At 75.1% G+C, this 17756-nt stretch carries 17 protein-coding genes; 10 read left to right on the top strand and 7 right to left on the bottom strand.

The window, feature by feature from the left end; all coding sequences use genetic code 11:
- Positions 1-12: 12 nt before the first annotated feature.
- Positions 13-516: a DUF5949 family protein gene (locus ABD954_RS12075; RefSeq protein ID WP_345485945.1), complete on the bottom strand. Its 504-nt coding sequence runs from the start codon at positions 514-516 to the stop codon at positions 13-15.
- Positions 517-664: 148 nt separating this feature from the next.
- On the opposite strand from ABD954_RS12075, the gene ABD954_RS12080 reads away from it, so the two are divergent.
- Both ABD954_RS12080 and ABD954_RS12085 read left to right on the top strand, forming a co-directional pair.
- Entirely contained in the window at positions 665-1060 is a 396-nt protein-coding gene (locus ABD954_RS12080) for a tyrosinase family oxidase copper chaperone (protein ID WP_345485947.1), read from the top strand.
- On the top strand, positions 1044-1910 hold the full coding sequence (locus ABD954_RS12085; RefSeq protein ID WP_345485949.1) for a tyrosinase family protein: 867 nt from the start codon (positions 1044-1046) through the stop codon (positions 1908-1910). Before ABD954_RS12080 ends, ABD954_RS12085 begins: the two co-directional genes overlap by 17 nt.
- Before the next feature lie 88 nt (positions 1911-1998).
- Here the strand turns inward: ABD954_RS12085 and ABD954_RS12090 are convergent, their stop codons facing one another.
- From ABD954_RS12090 to ABD954_RS12115, 6 genes are all read right to left on the bottom strand, one after another.
- Positions 1999-2277 carry a chaplin gene (locus ABD954_RS12090; RefSeq protein WP_345485951.1) on the bottom strand — a complete coding sequence of 93 codons (279 nt, stop codon included), beginning with the start codon at positions 2275-2277 and terminating at the stop codon, positions 1999-2001.
- A gap of 340 nt (positions 2278-2617) precedes the next feature.
- Complete coding sequence (locus tag ABD954_RS12095; RefSeq protein WP_345485952.1) at positions 2618-3118, bottom strand: hypothetical protein; 501 nt, start codon at positions 3116-3118, stop codon at positions 2618-2620.
- A gap of 115 nt (positions 3119-3233) precedes the next feature.
- On the bottom strand, positions 3234-4256 hold the full coding sequence (locus ABD954_RS12100) for an LPXTG cell wall anchor domain-containing protein (protein WP_345485953.1): 1023 nt from the start codon (positions 4254-4256) through the stop codon (positions 3234-3236).
- A 245-nt stretch (positions 4257-4501) separates the two neighbouring features.
- Positions 4502-4780 carry a hypothetical protein gene (locus ABD954_RS12105; RefSeq protein WP_345485955.1) on the bottom strand — a complete coding sequence of 93 codons (279 nt, stop codon included), beginning with the start codon at positions 4778-4780 and terminating at the stop codon, positions 4502-4504.
- 266 nt (positions 4781-5046) lie between these two features.
- Positions 5047-5673 carry a hypothetical protein gene (locus tag ABD954_RS12110; protein ID WP_345485957.1) on the bottom strand — a complete coding sequence of 209 codons (627 nt, stop codon included), beginning with the start codon at positions 5671-5673 and terminating at the stop codon, positions 5047-5049.
- A gap of 276 nt (positions 5674-5949) precedes the next feature.
- Positions 5950-6189: a chaplin gene (locus ABD954_RS12115; protein ID WP_345485959.1), complete on the bottom strand. Its 240-nt coding sequence runs from the start codon at positions 6187-6189 to the stop codon at positions 5950-5952.
- 707 nt (positions 6190-6896) lie between these two features.
- Between ABD954_RS12115 and ABD954_RS12120 the strand changes: the two genes are divergently transcribed.
- The 8 genes from ABD954_RS12120 (at position 6897) to ABD954_RS12155 (ending at position 17461) form a co-directional block, all read left to right on the top strand.
- Positions 6897-8114, top strand: coding sequence for a glycosyltransferase (locus ABD954_RS12120; RefSeq protein WP_345485960.1), 1218 nt, complete (start codon positions 6897-6899; stop codon positions 8112-8114).
- The gene (locus ABD954_RS12125) at positions 8111-9553 is read left to right on the top strand and encodes a sugar transferase (RefSeq protein ID WP_345485961.1); all 1443 of its coding nucleotides are present in this window, start codon (positions 8111-8113) and stop codon (positions 9551-9553) included. The genes ABD954_RS12120 and ABD954_RS12125 overlap by 4 nt, the downstream gene beginning before the upstream one ends.
- A gap of 2 nt (positions 9554-9555) precedes the next feature.
- Positions 9556-10914 carry an O-antigen ligase family protein gene (locus ABD954_RS12130; protein ID WP_345485962.1) on the top strand — a complete coding sequence of 453 codons (1359 nt, stop codon included), beginning with the start codon at positions 9556-9558 and terminating at the stop codon, positions 10912-10914.
- Between the two features lie 718 nt (positions 10915-11632).
- Positions 11633-13399: a lipid II flippase MurJ gene (locus ABD954_RS12135; protein WP_382745897.1), complete on the top strand. Its 1767-nt coding sequence runs from the start codon at positions 11633-11635 to the stop codon at positions 13397-13399.
- A complete protein-coding gene (locus ABD954_RS12140; RefSeq protein ID WP_345485964.1) occupies positions 13314-14096 on the top strand; it encodes a polysaccharide deacetylase family protein in 783 nt (260 codons plus the stop codon). Before ABD954_RS12135 ends, ABD954_RS12140 begins: the two co-directional genes overlap by 86 nt.
- A 152-nt stretch (positions 14097-14248) precedes the next feature.
- Entirely contained in the window at positions 14249-15559 is a 1311-nt protein-coding gene (locus tag ABD954_RS12145; RefSeq protein WP_345485966.1) for a glycosyltransferase, read from the top strand.
- 10 nt (positions 15560-15569) lie between these two features.
- Entirely contained in the window at positions 15570-16232 is a 663-nt protein-coding gene (locus ABD954_RS12150) for a YveK family protein (protein WP_345485968.1), read from the top strand.
- Positions 16233-16288: 56 nt separating this feature from the next.
- Entirely contained in the window at positions 16289-17461 is a 1173-nt protein-coding gene (locus ABD954_RS12155) for a GNAT family N-acetyltransferase (RefSeq protein ID WP_382745895.1), read from the top strand.
- The last annotated feature ends 295 nt before the right edge of the window (positions 17462-17756 follow it).

Raw genomic sequence — 17756 nt, forward strand, 5'->3', positions numbered from 1 at the left:
CCTCCCGCCCGCTCAGCCCTGGATCCGGCTCACCGGCACCGCGATGTGGGCCGAGTTCCGCACGGTCTCGTCGGCGGTGATGAAGGCCTGCAGGCTGTCCTCGGGAATCGGCACGCCCGGCCGCGCGTCCGGCCACGGCACGACCGGGACCATCAGGATGACGTGCCCGTTCTCGTAGGCCGCCGCCTGCCACTCCGGCGACACCGGGCACTGCGCGTTGGTGAACGGCAGCGTCAGCACGGCCCGCTGTGCCTCGACGAGCAGGTGCGCGCCGATCCCGCGGTCCTGACCGGCGTCGACGACGGTGCCGCCGATCGGCACGCCCATGCCCTCCAGGGTCTCCCGCAGCTCCGCCTCGCCGGCCTCGGCGCCGTGCAGGCCGTCCCCGGTCGAGTACACCATCAGAAAGGGTGTGGCGGGCATGTCATCGGTGGGTCCGAGGATCCACGAGATGACGGTGAGCGTCCCCATGGAATGGGCGCTGTGCGCCTGGGCAACGGCGTTGGAAGTGGTCATGGATCCGGATGCTAGGGGACGAACACGGGCCACCCCTCACCGAATTCACTCATTCGGCCGACAATCCGTCCCGTGGCATTTCCGGCGCAACGAACCGGCGTTTTCCTCGTTGTGCCCGGGGGGCATCCGTCGTCGAAGGAGATCGCTCATGATCGTCCCGCGCCGCGTGGCCTTGCGGTCCCTTTTCGCCCTGGCCGTGACCGCCTTCACGGGCGGTGCGCTGGCCCGTATCGCCGGCGCGCCGCCGTCCGGCCGCGAGCCGGATGACCCGTCCGCCTTCGACGAGATGTACGGGGGCCGGCGCATCCAGGGCCGCACGGGGCCGTCCGGCGAGCCGGTGGCCCTCGTCGACGGCCGGCCGCTGCACCTGATGCGCTGCGCCGACGGCGGCTACGTCAGCCCGCTCGACCACTACGAGTCGTGCCCCACGCCGCTGGCGGCCACCCGGGCGGCCGTGGACGCGGCGGGATCCGCCCCGCTGAGCCGCTACGCCGCCGCCCACGGCGTCCGTCCCGGAGGGAGCCCGCGTGGCGTACACGCGTAAGAACCAGCGCGATCTGACGAGTGCCGAGCGGAAGCGCTTCGTCTCCGCCGTCCTCGAACTCAAGCGGACGGGGAAGTACGACGACTTCGTCCGCACCCACATCGACCACTACGTCGCCGACGGCGAGGGCAAGCTGCGGGTGGCGCACATGTGCCCGAGCTTCCTGCCCTGGCACCGCAAGTTCCTGCTGGAGTTCGAGCGGGCGCTGCGGATGGTCGACCCGTCGGTGACCGTGCCGTACTGGGACTGGACCCGGGACAACACCCCGGCCGCCTCGCTGTGGAGCGAGGACTTCCTCGGCGGCAACGGCCGGCGCGGCGACCTCCAGGTCATGACGGGGCCCTTCGCGTACGCGGGCGGCCGGTGGCCCATCCGCCACAACATGACCGAACAGCGCTTCCTCAGCCGGGACTTCGGCCGCCCGCACGACCCGATCACCCTGCCGACGGCCGAGCAGGTGGAGGAGGTGCTGCGCGAGCGGGTCTACGACACGGCGCCCTGGAACTCGACCAGCGGCTCCGGCTTCCGCAACCGGCTGGAGGGCTGGGCGCCGGGCACGGGCAACGCCCGCTTCCGGCTGCACAACCGGGTGCACCGGTGGGTCGGCGGCCTGATGCTGGGCGGTGCCTCGGTCAACGACCCGGTGTTCTGGCTGCACCACGCCTTCGTCGACCTGCTGTGGTCGCGCTGGCAGGCCCGCAACCCGGGCGCCGGCTATCTGCCGAAGGACCCGCCGCCGCTGGGCGATCCGCAGCACCGCAAGGTGGCGGCGCTGCACGAGCGGATGGGCCCGTGGAACGTGACGCCGGCCGAGCTGCTCGACCACAGCACGATCTACCGCTACGCGTAGACCGGCGCGAGAGCCGGCGCCCCTGACGAAGCGTCCCCCCGGCCCAGCGGGCCGGGGGGACGCTTCGTCCTACAGGGAGGCGGGAGGATCAGCCGCCGTAGCCGCCGTCGCGGTGGTCGGCGCCGCCGTCGACGTTCGCGCACTGGTTGCCGAAGGCCGGGTTGATCAGGCCGATGACGTTGACGGTGTTGCCGCAGAGGTTGATCGGCACGTGGATCGGCACCTGCACGGCGTTGCCGGAGCCGACACCGGGCGAGTGGGCGGCGACGCCCTGGGCGCCCGAGTCGGCGACGGCCAGGCCGGCTCCGCTGAGGGCAACGGCACCGGTGCCGGCGATGACAGCGGCAGCCTTCGCGATGCGAGACATCAGGAACTCCTTGAACGTGGAAAGCGACCGCGAGAATCACGGCCACGTATGTCCTTCAACGGCGCAGCGGCGTTCGCGTCACGGCCATTGCGCCGAACGGGAAGGAAACGAACGAACAATCGGAAGAGATGGCCCGCGGACCACCGTCCACCCGCCGTCGGATACGACGGAGCGGACCGTGGTCAGCGGGCCGCGGCCATGCGACAAGCCTTCCGGTGCAACGAGCCGAGACCCCGCGAGTGGCGGGAAGAATCGTGTCTTCACCCGCCGGGTCATGGGTCGCACAAAAGCCCGTCCCCGGAAATTCCGCGCCCGGGAGGCCGCTTTGCGGCGAGGCCGGCTAGGACGGCGCGAGGCCCAGCTGCGGGTCGAGCGCACCGTTCAGCGCGGGGGTGAGGACGCCCACCTGCGGGATGCCGAGGTCGGGCAGGCCGAGGCCGTCGCCCTTGGGGGCGTGCACGGGGTTGCCGACGACGGCACCGGGCGTGACGGCCTTCATCTCGGAGCGCGGGCTGTTGAGGCCGGCGGTGCCGGGCTCGCTGTCCCGAAGGACCTCGGGCAGGGGCGCCGCGACGTCGGTCTCCGAGAGGGTGCTGCTGAGCGGGACACGGGGCAGGGTGAGGTCCGGCAGGCCGCCGGAGCCCTGGTGGAAGCCGGTGGGGGCGCCGGGGATGGGCGTGGGGACTCCCGTGGCGACCGAGGGGGCGTCCATCGGGAGCACCGGCTCGAGCCCCTGCAGCGGGACGATGACGGGCGCGTCGGCGGTGGCGGGGGAGGCCAGGGCGGCGGAGGCGAAGGCGGCGGCCAGGAGGCCGAGGCCGGCGTGAGATCGCAGATTCATGTCCTGCAAACGAGTTGCGGGGGTGTTCGTGACGGCATTCCCCTGAGTGCAGCAACACTCGGGCCCCCACCGGTGAGGGTGGGGGCCCGGATTGACGTCGCGTCAGCGTACGGCGTCAGTGCCTGCCGCGCACCAGTCGCCCGCCGCGCAGGTACATCACGGTGCCGCCGACGAGGAGCGCGACGCTGATCCCGGCGGCTCCCATGAGAGCGGCGGAGTCACCACCGGTGTCGGGGAGGTGCGGGTGCTCACCGGGGTGGGAGGGGTTGCCGGGAGGGGTGGTGCCCCCGGGCGGGGTCGTGCCGCCGGGCGGGGTGGTGCCGCCGGGTCCCTCGCAGCCGGAACCGTTTCCGCCGTCCTCGCAGCCGGGCTCGTCCGGGTGGGTGGGCGGCGGGGTGGAGGCGGGCGGAGTCGTCTCGCCACCGGGCTCGCAGCCCGGACCGGTCTGGCCGTCCTCGCACTCACCGGGCTCGTCCGGGTGAGTCGGCGGCGGGGTCGACGGGTGACCGGGCGGGGTGGAGGGGTGCCCCGGCGGGGTCGACGGGTGACCGGGAGGAGTCGACGGGTGCCCCGGCGGGGTCGACGGGTGACCGGGAGGAGTCGACGGGTGTCCCGGCGGGGTCGAGGGGTGTCCCGGCGGGGTCGAGGGGTGTCCCGGCGGGGTCGACGGGTGACCGGGTTCGCAGTGCGGGCCCGTCCCGCCGTCCTCGCACCCACCGGGCTCGTCCGGGTGGGACGGCGGCGGGGTCGACGGGTGACCGGGCGGGGTGGAGGGGTGCCCCGGCGGGGTCGACGGGTGACCGGGAGGAGTCGACGGGTGCCCCGGCGGGGTGGAGGAGTGGCCGTCCGGCTCCTCGTCCCCGTAGCCGTCGGGGTCGTCGCCGACCGGTCCCCGGACCGACTGGAGCGCCTGCCGGCAGATGTCGCCGACCGCCGCGGCGACCTGCTCCCCCAGGCGCGCGTGGTCGCCGCAGACGTTGGCCGGCAGGGGGGCCGACGCGTGCCGGCCGCTGCCCGATCCCGGGGACTCACCCGTGGCGGCAGCGGAGTTCACGGTCAGGGCGAATCCGCCGGTCAGCGACAGAAGGCCGGTCGCCGCCGCGGTGGTGAGCATTTTCCTGCTGATGATGGATCGCATACCGCTCTTCCTCTGGAACAAGGGAGAAGCCGGCGGGGATCCCCCCTTGCTCCGTCCGGCCCTTCCCACGCCGTCCGACTGCGTGGGAATGGCGTGAGCGTAGGAACACGGACCGGGCGCGAGGTCGAGGCCACACGGCGGGCAATCCGAAAATCATTCAATCGGACGCCGGAACGTCCCAGAGGTGTGGCCCTGGCGCGGAAGGTCGCCAGGGCCTCGTACGACGGGGAGCCGTCGGCCGGCCGTCAGACACCCAGCGGGCTCGCCCCCACCGGCAGACCGCCGAGCAGCGAGGAGCCGGCGCCGGACTGGTTCAACTGGGTCGCGGCGTCGGTGACGGTCTTGACGGGGGAGCCGTCCGTGGTGCTGCTCAGCGCTTCCGTCGTCAGCCCGCTGCCGGTGAGCGAGCCGAGGCCACCGTCCAGGCTGGTGGGCACCATCGACTCCGCGGCCATCGCGGGCGCGGCGACACCCAGGGCCATCACAGAACCGGCGACGGCCGCGGCAACCTTGGTGGGCTTCATGGGGAGAGTCCTTCCTTCTGCGTGCAAGTCGCTTGCCGTACAGGCCCCTTGAGGGGTTCCCGTACGCCGTTACGCCTTCTGTAACGAGACGTGCGCCGCCCGGAAACTCCGGTGGCGGGGTTTTCTCGACACTGCACCCGAACGATGAGCACCGGAGTGATGTCCCGATCGGATGTCCGGCCGGGCGGGAGGAAGAGCGGCGGAAAGGGTCGTGCCCGTCCAGGAGTCCTGGACGGGCACGACCCGTATGCGTCCGTTCTCGCCCGCTAGCGGACCGGCGGCGCCGGCCTCACCGGGAGTTCGGAGGCCGCCGACGGCTTCACCGGCAGCTCCCAGGCCGCGGGTGGCGCCGCCGGCTTCACCGCCGGCTGGGCCGGAAGCCCGCCCACGTCCGGCAGAGCGGGCAGCTCGGGCTTCGGGAGCCCGCCCGCGCCGAGGGTGGACAGGACCAGGTTGACCACCGAGGTGAGCGTGCTGGTGACCGTGCCCACGACGTCGGTCGGATTGAGCGAGGTGACGGCGGCGAGGAGGTCGGCGACCGCCTTCTGCACCGTCGCCAGCACGTCCGTGACCGGGTCGGCCGGCGCGGCCCTCCCGGTTGCGGGCGCCACGGGGAGGCCGGCCGGGGCGGCCGCCTTCGCCGCGTCGACGACGGCTTCTATCTCCGTCTTGAGCCGCTCGGCCTCGACGGCCGAGATCCGGCCGTCGTCGGTCCCGAGCGCCTTCGCCTGGGCGAGGAGCACGGAAGAGTCGGGCAGCTGGGCCGGGGAGCCGGCGTGGGTGGCCGGGCGGGACGGGCGGAGTTCGTCGGCGACGGCGGGTCCCGCTGTGCCGAGGGCGACGGCGACGCTTATCGCCAGGACGGTGAGGCGGCGTGGAGCCAGGGGACGCATATGTGTTCCTTTTCCTTATGCGTCGGACAACTTCTCCGCCACCGTGCCTGCGGCTATAGCGCTCCGCAACCGCAGAACTACCGAGCGCCACGCATCCGTTCGAGTGAATCACCCCCTGCGACCTGCCCCTCTCGGGGGCGTACGCCGTTGCACCGGACGGCGCACGAGGTGCGCCGAAGGAGTCACCACACGGTGAGCAGACGGCGAAAGGCCGGCGCGCCACCCCGGCAGGGGCGGCGCGCCGGCCTCGGAAGGACCACGATCCGGCGTGCGAGATCAGGCGTTGATGCAGGTGTTGCCGAACGCCGGGTTCAGGGCACCGATGACGTTCACGGTGTTGCCGCAGAGGTTGATCGGGATGTGCACCGGGACCTGGACGAGGTTGCCGGACAGGACGCCGGGGGAGTGCACGGCCGCGCCGTGGGCTCCGGCGTCGGCGGTGGCGACACCGGCGGCACCGGCGACGGTGGCGGCGGCACCGAAGGAGAGGGCGACAGCCTTCGCGATACGGGACATGGAGAACGTCTCCTCGATCGATTTGCTACTCGGACGGCGCGGACGGTTTCGCCCGGCTCCTTCATCAACGCCGTGGGATTTCATAGGTTGCTCTCCCGAACGGGTGACGTTGAACCGATCTTTGGGCCATAAGAGGGTCATTCGAGTGACTGGGCCCAGAAAGGCGCAACACGCACAACGAGGAACCTGCCTCCGGGATACGGAAGTTAGGGTTTCCGGGCATCTAATGCTTACTATCGCCCGGCTCGGGGGTTATAACGTTTCCGAACGTTGCTTCCCGCCCCCTCGCGCGTTCATACATTTCGCGCGGTCGACACCATCCTCTCCCCCGGTCTCCACGGGTCTTCCCTTCCTCCTCTCATCAAAGCGGAGAACCTGTATGCGGAATTCAGCGGTTCATGCCGTACGCCGGGGACTGGTGTGTGCGAAGCGGCGCGCCGGGGCGCGGGCCGGCCGGGGGACGGGCGTCACGCGCGGCGTGATCTTCGATTCCGAGAATTCCGCGGGCGGCCTGATGAACTCCAGCATCACGGCACCGGGAGTCAGTCGTACGGGACGACTGCCCGCTCGTCAGAACAGCCTGGGGTACGACTCCGACGTCTTCGATCTGCGGGGGGCGCTGCGCCATGGGGCCGATCGTTTCCACATCCGCCTCGGGAGCCGGAAGGTCGCCGTCCGGCGCGGCGGGCTCTGCTTCCCACGGGCGGATGCCCGGCGGGCGGACGCCCGGGGCTGACGTGCGCCCGCGAGCACACCCGGACGTCCTGCACGCGGTCCAGCCGGGTGACGGAGGGGTCGCCCGGGTCGTCACGGACCTGGTCCGCGGCCAGCTCGCGGCGGGCCTGCGGGTGGCCGTGGCCTGCCCGCCCGGCACCGAACTCGCCGCCGCCGTAAGGGCGGAGGGCGCCGACGCGTACGACTGGCGGGCGGGCCGTGACCCCGGCCCGCGGCTGGTCCGCGAGACGCGTGACCTCTCCCGGCTGGTCCGTACCGTACGGCCCGCGCTGGTCCACGCGCACAGCGCGAAGGCGGGCCTGTGCGCCCGGCTCGCCCTGCGGGGAAGGGTCCCGACGGTGTACCAGCCGCACGCCTGGTCCTTCGAGGCGGTCGAGGGCACGACCGCGGCCCTCGCCCTGCGGTGGGAGCGCTGGGCGGCCCGGTGGTCGGCCGCGGTCCTCTGCGTCAGCGACGCCGAGCGCCGCACCGGCGAGACGGCCGGGGTGCGGGCGCGCTGGTCCGTCGTCCACAACGGCGTGGACACGACCCGGTTCGCCCCGCCGGAGCCCGGCGACGACTTGCCGGCCGTGCCGGTGCGGGGCGGCCCGGAAGGGCCGCCCGCCGCCGGGGCCGGGGAGGCGCCGTCGGGGCCGCTCGTCGTGTGCGTCGGGCGGCTGTGCCGGCAGAAGGGGCAGGACGTGCTGCTCGACGCGTGGGCCTCGGTGCTCGCGCGGGTGCCCGGGGCGCGGCTGGTGTTGGTGGGGGACGGACCGGAGGCGGAGCGGTTGCGGGCCGCCGCCCCGCCGTCGGTGCGGTTCACGGGGGCCGTCGCCGATCCCGCGCCCTGGTACCGGGCGGCCGACGTCGTCGTCCTGCCTTCCCGCTGGGAGGGCATGGCGCTGGCGCCGTTGGAGGCCATGGCGAGCGGGCGGCCGGTGGTGGTCACCGACGTGGACGGGGCGCGGGAGAGCCTGCCGCCGGGCCACGTGGAGCCGTGCCTGGTACCGCCCGAGGATCCGACGGCGCTCGCCGCGGCGCTCGGCCGCCTTCTGGGCAGGCCCGAACTGCGGCACTCGCTGGGCCGGGAGGCCCGCGAGCACGTACTCAGCAGATTCGATGTGCGGCGCACCGGCGCGGCCGTCGCGGAGCTCTACCGCGAGATGGCCGGAGTGCGGTGCACGGAGCACAGAGAGCCGATCGCACAGTGACGACCGAAAGCACCAGCATCCCTCCTTCGCCCGGCTCCTGGCCCTCCGCGGGCCAGGTCGCCTCCCTGACCTCGCCCCGCGGTGCCGCCGACCGCCTCGCGCTGCCGCCGCGCCGGCGGCCGGCGGGGGGCCGGCCGGCCGCCGTGCCCCTGGTCGTGGCCGACGCGTGCGCCGTCCTGCTCGCGACGTGCCTGCTGTCCGCCGCGCACCGGCGCTGGGACCTCGCGCTGTTCGTCGGGGCGCTCGTCGTGCTGCTCGACGGCCGGGCCGGCCTCTACCGCCCGGTGGTCGTGCTCACCGGCGTCCTCGACGACCTGCCGGCGCTGGCCTCGCGCGCCGGGGTGGCCTGGTGCGTGACGGCCGCGGCGGTGGCCGCGTACGCCCCGGGGCTCGCGCTCGGACCGCTGCGGCTGTGTGCCGCGTACGGCACGCACGTCGTGGCCGTGGCCGTGCTGCGCGGACTGGTCCAGGCGCACCGGCGGCGGTCGGCGCGTGCGCATCCGCGGTCGGCCCTCGTGGTGGGGGGGCCGGGCGCGGCGCAGCGGTTCGCCGCCGCGCTCGTCCAGCACCCCGAGTACGGGATCCGGCCGGTCGGGATCGTCGGGGCGCGGCCGGACGGCGAACGCCCGGGCGGCGAGCCGGGCCTTCCGGTGCTCAGCACGACCGAGGAGATCCACCGGGCGGTCATCCAGAACACGGTCCGCGACGCGGTCTTCCTGACCGAGGACGACGGTCTGCTGACCCTCTTCCAGCAGTACGGCTGCACCACCTGGCGGATCGGCGGCGGGGCGGCCGGGGCGGCGATGGGCGACCATCTGTGGGGCTACGGCTGCCGGCGGCTGGTGCCGGTCGGCGAGCGGCCCGGGCTCACCGCGAAGCGGGTCCTGGACGTGGCACTGGCCGGGCCCGCGCTGGCGCTGGCGCTGCCGGTGCTGCTGGTGTGCGCCCTGGCGGTGCGGATCGCGGACGGGCCGGGAGTGCTGTTCCGGCAGGAGCGGGTGGGGCAGAACGGCCGCCTGTTCACGCTGCTGAAGTTCCGTACGCTGCGGCCGGCCGACGAGACCGAGTCGGCGACCCGGTGGAGCGTCGCCCACGACCACCGGATGAGCGCGGCCGGGCACTTCCTGCGGAAGACCTCGCTCGATGAGCTGCCGCAGCTGTGGAACGTGCTGCGCGGCGACATGAGCCTGGTCGGGCCGCGGCCCGAACGTCCCTACTTCGTCGGTCAGTTCAGCCGGATCCACGCCGGTTACGCGGCCCGGCACCGGATGCCGGTGGGTCTGACCGGGCTCGCGCAGGTGCACGGTCTGCGCGGCGACACCTCGATCGAGGACCGCTGCCGCTTCGACAACCACTACATCGACCACTGGTCGCTCTGGCAGGACGTGTGCATCCTGCTGCGCACGGCGGCCGGTCTCGTGCGACCGACGGGAAGCTGACGATGACCACGGCCGTGACGGTGCCGTTGCCCGGCGCCGGTCCCGAGGCACGGGAACGCCGTCCCGACGGACGCGAGACCCGTCCCGAGGTACGGGACTGGGCGCGCAGGGCCGGGGCGCTGTCCCCCGTCCTCGCCGTGATCGCGCTGCTGCTGGTGCCGGGCGGCGGGGACGCGCAGGGCGGCACGGGCGGCACGGGAACGGTCGCGGACGCCGCGTCGGGGCTGCTGGTGCTGGTGTGTCTGGTGCGGGTGCTGCGCAGTGGTGCCCGGCCGCTGACCCGGACGGCGGCGGTCGTCCTGGGCCTGCCGGTGATCGGCGTCTGCCTGGCCGCGATCACCTCCCACGACCCCGGTGCCAGCCTGCCGGGCGTCGCCCGCTACCTCCAGGTCTTCGTCCTCGTGCCGGCGGCCGTGCTGCTGATGATCCGGGACCGGCGGGACTTCGCCCTGGTGGCGTGGGCCCTGGTCGGGCTGGCACTGCTGCAGGGCGCGGTGGGCGTGGTGCAGTACCTGACGGGGACCGGCGCGTCCTACCAGGGCGAGGACATCCGGGCGGTGGGAACGTTCGGGCCGAGCGACGTGATGGGCATGGCGACGGTCGTCTCGTACGGCCTGGTCGTCGTCACCGGTCTGGCGCTCGGCGGACGGCCGGGGCGGGCGCGGACCGCGGCGCTGGTGTGCGCGGGGCTCCTCCTCCCGCCCCTCGTCGTCTCCTTCAGCCGGGGCGCGTGGATCGCGACCGTCCTGGCGTGCGCGCTCCAGCTGGTCCTCTCGGGCCTGCGGCGGGCGGGGCGGGTCGCCCTGGTCGTCGGGGCGCTGGCGGTCGTGCTGGTCGGCGGGCTCGGCGTCGGCTCGGCGATGGTGAAGGAACGGGTCGCCAGCATCACGCAGGTCACGGCGGCGCCGGACCAGTCGGTGACCGACCGGTACACGATGTGGGCGGCGGCGGGCCGGATGTGGCGCGCGGAGCCGCTGACGGGCGTGGGCCTGAAGGGCTTCCCCTCGTACCGCGACTCGAACGCCTCGCTCGCGCTGTCCTCCGGCAGTGACACGGCCGGCGCCGGCGCCGGGTTCACCCGGCAGCCGCTGCTGTCGCCGCACAACATGTACCTGCTCGTGCTGAGCGAGCAGGGCCTGATCGGTCTGCTCGCGCTCGCGGGCGGCTGGGTGGCCCTCCTGGTCGCGGCCCTGAGCCGGCGGCGGCTCGGCGCCGAGTGCGCGCTGGTCGCGATCGGCCTGCTGTCCTGGCAGCTCATCGACTTCTTCTACGCGGACATCGGCGGCCCGTCGACGGTCCTGGTGTCGGTCGTGCTCGGCCTGGCGGCGTGGTGGTCGCTGGCGGAGGTGCGGCGTGCGTGACCCCTGGGGCGGCCCCCAGGACCCGACGGACACCACCCCCGGCCGGGGCGGCTCCGCCCCGTGGCCGCCGACCGGACCGGACGGTCCGGTCGGGCCCGGCGCCGCCTGCATGCCGCCGAACGGGGCGGCCCCGGACGTACGGCCCGCCGGGCCGCCCACCGGCCGTGCCGACGGGCACAGCGGCGTACGGCCGCCGGGCGGGTGCGAGGGGCGGCCGCTGCCCCCGGCCGGGCAGGACGCGCCCGTGCGGGGACCCTTGGCCCCCTGGACGGGGGCGGAGGCCGCGTCGGTCCCTCCCGTGGACGCGCTGTGCGGACTGTCCGAGCGGGCCGCGCAGTTGCCGCCCGACCCGTGGGCGCCGCTCGCCGCCACCGGCCCCGACCACGGCCGACGGCCGGCCCCGCCCGACCCGTCCGGTGACTCCGTCACGGGACCGCTGGACCCCTGGACCGGGGCGGAGGCCGCGGCCGCGCACCCCGTGGACGCGCTGTGCGGGCTCTCCCGGCACGTCACCAGCGTCTCCGCCGGATCGGCGCAGGCCGAGGCCCGGGGGACGCCGGCCGGCGGTGACCGGGCGGTGACCGATCCGTGGGCGGCGGGCGCGACGGTGGGGGCCGTGGACACGCTGTGCGAGCTGCCGCCGTACCGGCAGATCGCCGGGGTCGGGGCGGCGCCCCGGGCCGCGGTGCTCGGTCGCGGGGGGATCAGCGGTCATGCGGTGCCGGGCGAGGCCCGGCTTCCGCTGCTGGGCGGGCGGCCGCTCGGGCACGGCGCCCGGCCCGTCCCGGCCGAGCCGCCCCCGGCCACCACCGCCCGGGGCCGGCACGCGCGCCGGTCGCCCGGGCGCTTCCTGCTGCACGCCGCCGTGGTGACGGCGGCGCTCACGGCCGTCGGGGCCGTGCTCGGGCTCGTACGCGACCAGATCCTGGCGGGGTACTTCGGCGCCGGTGCCGAGACCGACGCGTTCCTGGTGGCGTGGACGGTGCCGGAGTTCGCGTCGACGCTGCTCATCGAGGACGCGATGGCGCTGATCCTGGTGCCGGCGTTCTCGCGGGCGCTGGCGCGCCGTACCGGCACGCGGTCCGGGGACCCGGTCCGCGCCCTCGTACGGACCACCCTGCCCCGCCTCCTGGTGACCGTGGCCGCCGTCTGCGCGCTCCTCGTGGCCGGCGCCCCGTTCCTGGTCGCCGCGCTGGCTCCGGGGCTCCCCGACCCGCGGCTCGCCGTGGACTGCACCCGCCTCACGGCGACGTGCGTGCTGTCGTTCGCGCTCGCCGGTTACTGCTCGGCGGCCCTGCGCGCGCACGGCTCGTTCCTGCCGCCGGCGGCGATCTACGTGGCGTACAACGTCGGCATCATCGGCACCACCCTCGTCTGGCGGGAGCCGTTCGGCGTGCGGTCCGCCGCCGCCGGGGTCGCCGTCGGCGGGGTGCTGATGGTGCTGGTCCAGGCGCCGACGCTGCTGCGGGAGCTGCGCAGGCGGCCGGTCCTCGGGGGGGCTCCGGCCCTCGACGAGCAGCCGGGCGCGGCGGCACCGGGCGAGACGCGGCTGCTCGTCCTCGGGATGATCGCGCCGGTCGTCGTCTTCGCGCTGACCCGGCAGTCGCAGATCCTCGTCGAGCGGTTCCTCGCCTCCCCGCTGCCGGCCGGTGCCATCTCGCATCTGAACTACGCGCAGAAGGTCGCGCAGATGCCGATGATCCTCTCGCTGATGCTGTGCACGGTCAGCTTCCCCGTCGTCGCCCGCGCGCTCGCGTCCGGGGACAAGGAGGGGGCCAGGAGCCGTGTGGAGCGGGACCTGCTGCTCGCGGCCGTCGTCGTCCTCGTCGGCGCCTCGACCGTGATCGCCGCGGCCCCGCAGATCGTCGGGATCCTGTTCCAGCGCGGTGCGTTCGACGCCGGCGACACGGCCGCGACCGCCGCCGTGATGCGGGTGTACGCGCTCGGGCTGCTCGGCCAGACGATGGTGGGCGCCCTGGTCCGCTGCTACTTCTCGGCGGCCCGCCCGCTCTGGTACCCGGCGTCGGCCATGGGTGCCGGGCTCCTCGTCACCGCCGTCACCGGGGTGGTCGCCGCCCGTCCGTGGGGCGCCGTCGGCATCGCGGGCGCCAACGCGCTCGGCATCACCCTGACGGCCGTGATGCTGCTCCTGGGCGCGCACCGCCAGTCCGTCCCGGTGGACGTCCGGCGGCTGGGCGAGGGCCTGTTGCGGCTGGCGACCGCCGGGGCGTGGGCCACCGGCGCGGCCTGGCTGTGCGCGCTGGCCGTCCGCCCGCCCGCGCTCTCCCTGGCCGTCGCCGCCGTGGTGGTGGGCGGCGTCTTCCTGCTGTTCCTCCGGTGTGCCCCCAAGGCGCCCGACATCCCTCCCCTGCCCCGTACTCCCCGCCGAAGGACTTCCCATGCCCGCCGCCGTGCTGCGTCGTCTGCTGCCGAAGCCTCCCCTGTGGGTGGCGATGTACCACTCGATCGCGGAGGTGCCCGATGACCCGTACCGGGTGACGGTCTCCCCCGTGCGCTTCGCCCGCCAACTGCACTGGCTGGGCGACCGGGGGCTGCGCGGGGTGTCCGTGCGGGAACTGCTCGCGGCGACCGCCGAGGGGCGGGAACGGGGCCTGGTGGGGCTCACCTTCGACGACGGCTACGCCGACTTCGTGGAGTCGGCGGTGCCGCTCCTGCGCCGGCACGGGTTCACGGCGACCGTGTACGTGCTGCCGGGACGGCTCGGCGGGGACAACGCCTGGGACGCGGACGGGCCGCGCAAGCCGCTCCTGGACGAGGACGGCATCCGGCGGGCGGCCGCGGCGGGCATGGAGATCGGCTCGCACGGGCTGCGTCACGTCCCGCTCGCCGACGCCGACGACGCCACCCTCGCCGCCGAGACCCGGCAGAGCCGGGAGCTGATCGAGGAGATCACCGGCGAGCGGGTGGACGGCTTCTGCTACCCGTACGGGTCGGTCGACGCGCGGGTGGTCCGGGCCGTCCGCAAGGCCGGTTACGCGTACGCCTGCGCGATCGACCCGGGGCCGCTGTCCGGTACGTACGCGCTGCCCCGCGTCCACGTCGGCGAGGAGGACACCGCGTGGCGGCTCACCGCCAAGCGCTTCCTGCACCCGCTGCGGCGGCGCCGTCCGGCCGATCTGATCCCGGCGCAGGACGACCCGGCCCGGAGCGTCCTGTCATGACGGCACCCGGCAGGAAGGCGGACGGGACGACGGGGGACGGGGTGCCGGCGGACGGCAGGAAGGCGGACGGGGTGCCGGCGGACGGCACCGGAACGAGGACGGACGGGCCGAGGACGGACGGGACGAGGACGGACGGGACGAGGACGGACGGCGTGACGGCGCCGGACAGGACGGCGGAGGGCATGGCGGCGGAGGGGACGGCAGCGGAGGGCGCGGCAGCCGAGGGCGCGGCGGCGCACGACGGGTGGCCGGTGGACGGCGAGCGGCCGGTGGACGGCGGGCCCGGGCTCAGGGTCCTGCACGTGATCACCGGGCTCGGCATCGGCGGCGCCGAACAGCAGTTGCGGCTGCTGCTCCGGCACCTCCCCGTGCACAGCCGGGTGGTGACCCTCACCAACCCCGGCGCGGTCGCCGAGGGCATCGAGGCGGACGGCACGCCGGTCGTCCACCTCGGCATGACCGGCAACCGGGACGTCGGCGCGCTGCCCCGGCTGACCCGGCTGATCCGGCAGGGCGGTTACGACCTCGTGCACACGCACCTGTACCGGGCGTGCGTCTACGGCCGGCCGGCCGCCCGGCTCGCGGGCGTGCGGTCCGTCATCGCGACCGAGCACTCCCTCGGCGACGCCCAGATCGAGGGCCGGCCGCTGTCGGCGGGCACGAGGGCCCTGTATCTGGCGACCGAGCGCCTGGGCACCGCCACGGTCGCCGTCTCGCCGAGCGTGGCCCGCCGGCTCGCCGCCTGGGGGGTGGACCCGTCCCGTATCCAGGTCGTCCCGAACGGCATCGAGACGGACCGCTTCGCCTTCGACCCGCGCGCCCGCGCCATGACAAGAGCGGTGCTCGGCCTGCCCGCCGACGCGTTCGTGGTCGGCGGGGTGGGGCGGCTCGCGGCCGGGAAGCGGTTCGACCGGCTGGTGCGGGCGGTGGCGGCGGTCCCTGAGGCGTGGCTGCTGCTCGTCGGCGAGGGCGACCGGCGGGCGGAACTGCTGCGGCTCGCCGAGGAGTGCGGGGCCCGGGGCCGGGTGCTGCTCCCGGGCGCCTTCCCCGATCCGCCGGCGCACCCGGCGGGCGGCCGGCCCGATCTGCCGTCGCTGCTCGCGGCGATGGACGTCTTCGTGTCCACCTCCCCCGACGAGACCTTCGGCCTCGCGGTCGTCGAGGCGCTCGCGGCGGGGCTGCCGGCGCTGTACGCGGCCTGCCCGGCGATCGACGACCTGCCGCCGGACGCGGCACCGGGCGCGCGCCGGATCGGGCCGTCCGTGGCCGAACTGACCGGCGCGCTGCGCGAACTCCGCGCGGCACGGAGCACCGGGCCGGACCGGCTGCCGCCGCCCGAGGCCGTGCGGCGCTACGACATCGCGCACAGCGCCCGGCAGTTGCTGTCCCTCTACCGGCGGGCCGTCCACGGCCCCCACGTTCCCGTGCCCCGTCCTCCCGCGACCCACCTTCCCGTGAAGTGAGAGCTGCACCATGACCAGGATCCCGCCACGTCCCTCCCTCCTCGCCCCGGCCCGCTGGATGGTGCTGCCGGCCGCCGTGCTCGCCGGCGCGGCCCTCGGCGGCGGCTACGGCGCCGTGAAGACCCCGCAGTACGCGGCGACCAGCTATGTCATCGTCGTGCCCGGCGAGAAGTCCGACCCGTCCGCCGCGCTCGGCTTCGCGCAGGCGTACGGGCGGGTCGCCACGGACATCGCGCTGACCGGCGACGCCCAGGTGTGGGCGGGCGTCTCCGCGGACGCGTTGCGCTCGGGCGTGCAGGCGTCGACCTCGCCGGACGCGCCGATGATCTCGATCACCGCTCGGTCGGCGAAGCCGGCGACGGCGGTGTCGATGGCCGACGGGGTGGCCCGCGCGCTGGTCGTCAACAGCACGCACGTCGCCGCGAACACGGGCGTGAAGGTCGTCCAGTTCTCGCGGGCGACCAAGCCGGTCGACCCGGTGTCGCCGTCCGCGTCCCTGTCGGCGCTCGTCGGCGCCTGCGCGGGCGGGCTGCTCGGCGGGCTGGTGCTGCTGGTCCGGCCGAAGCGGCCGGCGCGGGCGGCGCGGGCGGAGGCACGCCACTCGCGGCAGGGCACGGCAGCGGTGCCGGGGCCGTCGACGGCCTCGCAGCAGCCGGAACCGGAGGCGGTGTGACCGGCGGCTCCCTGTCCACGCGAGCGCGCACCGGGGCACGCCGCGCGCCCCGCGTCGTGTGGCGGGGCGGGTTCGGCGCGGCGCCGGGCGGCGGGCTGCGCACCGAGGTCTGCCGGGACGGCGCGGAGTTCGGCCGGCTGGGGCCGGAGTGGACGGCGCTGTACGGCCGCTGCTCGGCGGCGACGCCCTTCCAGTCGCACGCGTGGCTGCACTCCTGGTGGCTCTCGTACGGCCGGCCGGGCGCCCTGCGGGTGGTCCTGGTGCGGCGCGCCGACGGCACGCTCGTCGCGGCGGCGCCGCTGATGCGGGCGGCCGGTCCGCTGCCGGTGCTCACGGCGCTCGGCGGCTCGATCACCGACTTCTCCGACGTGCTGGTCGACGACGGCTGCCCCGAGGCGGTGCCCGCGCTGGCCGGCGCGCTGGCCCGGCTGACGCGGGGCGCGGTGCTGGATCTGCGCGAGGTACGGCCGGGGGCGGCGGCCGAGCGGCTCCACGACGCGTGGCGCGGCCCCCGGCGGCGGCTCGCGGACTCGCTGTGCCTGGAGCTGCCGGCCGCGCCGATGGACGCCCTGCTGAAACGGGTCCCGTCGAACAGGGCCCAGCGGGTGCGGGCGAAGCTGCGCAAGCTGGACGCGCTCGGCATCGACGAGCGGATCGCGGCCGGACCCGAGGTGCCGGCCGCCGTGGAACGGCTCCTGGAGCTCCATCGGCTCCAGTGGCAGGGCCGGGGCGTGACCGCCGAGCACACCAGCGAGCGCTTCGCCCGTCATCTGACCCGGGCCGTACGGGCGATGGCCGAGTCCGGGGACGCGATGGTCACCGAGTTCCGGCTCGACGGCGAGGTGGTGTGCGTGGACCTGACGCTGCGGTCGCCGTGGCTCGCCGGCGGCTATCTGTACGGGGCGGACCCCGTCCTGCGGGCGCGCAAGGTGGACGTGGCGGCGATGCTGCTGCGGCACGGGGCGCGCGAGGCGGAGGCGAGCGGCCGGACCACGCTGAGCCTGCTGCGGGGCGCCGAACCGTACAAGCACCACTGGCGGCCCGAGACGGTGACCAACCAGCGGCTCATGCTGGCGGGCCGGGCCGCGGCCCCGCTGCTGTGGCTGCGCGCGGGCGCGGCGGCGGGACGGCGCTGGGTGGCCGGGCAGGCGCGGGAGCGGGAGTGGCTGGGACGGGGGCTCGGCCGGCTCGCACGGCTCCGCCGGACGGCGAACGGCGGCGGAGGATGAGCTCCTCCGCCGCCGTGGGGGGCCGTCGGTGACGGTCAGAAGGGCCAGACCCCCTGGAAGGTGCCCTTCAGGTCGAGGTCGAGACCGTCCTTCCAGCTGGCCGAGTCCTTGAGGGTGTCCTTCCAGGAGTCGGTCGCGACGCACACCGGCCCACCGATCCAGCTCTCCACCCACGAACCGAGGTTGACGGTCCAGCAGGCGGGCTTCGGCTCAGGCTTGGGCTCGGGCCTCGGTTCCGGCTTCGGCTCGGGCTTCGGCTCAGGCTTCGGCTCGGGCTTCGGTTCCGGCTTGGGCT

The organism is Streptomyces roseoviridis (assembly GCF_039535235.1).
GTDB classification, from domain to species: domain Bacteria; phylum Actinomycetota; class Actinomycetes; order Streptomycetales; family Streptomycetaceae; genus Streptomyces; species Streptomyces roseoviridis.

Coding starts and splice junctions, on each gene's coding strand:
- ABD954_RS12075 (WP_345485945.1), bottom strand. CDS start 516: ATGACCACTTCCAACGCCGTTGCCCAGGCGCACAGCGCCCATTCCATG.
- ABD954_RS12080 (WP_345485947.1), top strand. CDS start 665: ATGATCGTCCCGCGCCGCGTGGCCTTGCGGTCCCTTTTCGCCCTGGCC.
- ABD954_RS12090 (WP_345485951.1), bottom strand. CDS start 2,277: ATGTCTCGCATCGCGAAGGCTGCCGCTGTCATCGCCGGCACCGGTGCC.
- ABD954_RS12095 (WP_345485952.1), bottom strand. CDS start 3,118: ATGAATCTGCGATCTCACGCCGGCCTCGGCCTCCTGGCCGCCGCCTTC.
- ABD954_RS12100 (WP_345485953.1), bottom strand. CDS start 4,256: ATGCGATCCATCATCAGCAGGAAAATGCTCACCACCGCGGCGGCGACC.
- ABD954_RS12105 (WP_345485955.1), bottom strand. CDS start 4,780: ATGAAGCCCACCAAGGTTGCCGCGGCCGTCGCCGGTTCTGTGATGGCC.
- ABD954_RS12110 (WP_345485957.1), bottom strand. CDS start 5,673: ATGCGTCCCCTGGCTCCACGCCGCCTCACCGTCCTGGCGATAAGCGTC.
- ABD954_RS12115 (WP_345485959.1), bottom strand. CDS start 6,189: ATGTCCCGTATCGCGAAGGCTGTCGCCCTCTCCTTCGGTGCCGCCGCC.
- ABD954_RS12120 (WP_345485960.1), top strand. CDS start 6,897: ATGCCCGGCGGGCGGACGCCCGGGGCTGACGTGCGCCCGCGAGCACAC.
- ABD954_RS12130 (WP_345485962.1), top strand. CDS start 9,556: ATGACCACGGCCGTGACGGTGCCGTTGCCCGGCGCCGGTCCCGAGGCA.
- ABD954_RS12140 (WP_345485964.1), top strand. CDS start 13,314: ATGCCCGCCGCCGTGCTGCGTCGTCTGCTGCCGAAGCCTCCCCTGTGG.
- ABD954_RS12150 (WP_345485968.1), top strand. CDS start 15,570: ATGACCAGGATCCCGCCACGTCCCTCCCTCCTCGCCCCGGCCCGCTGG.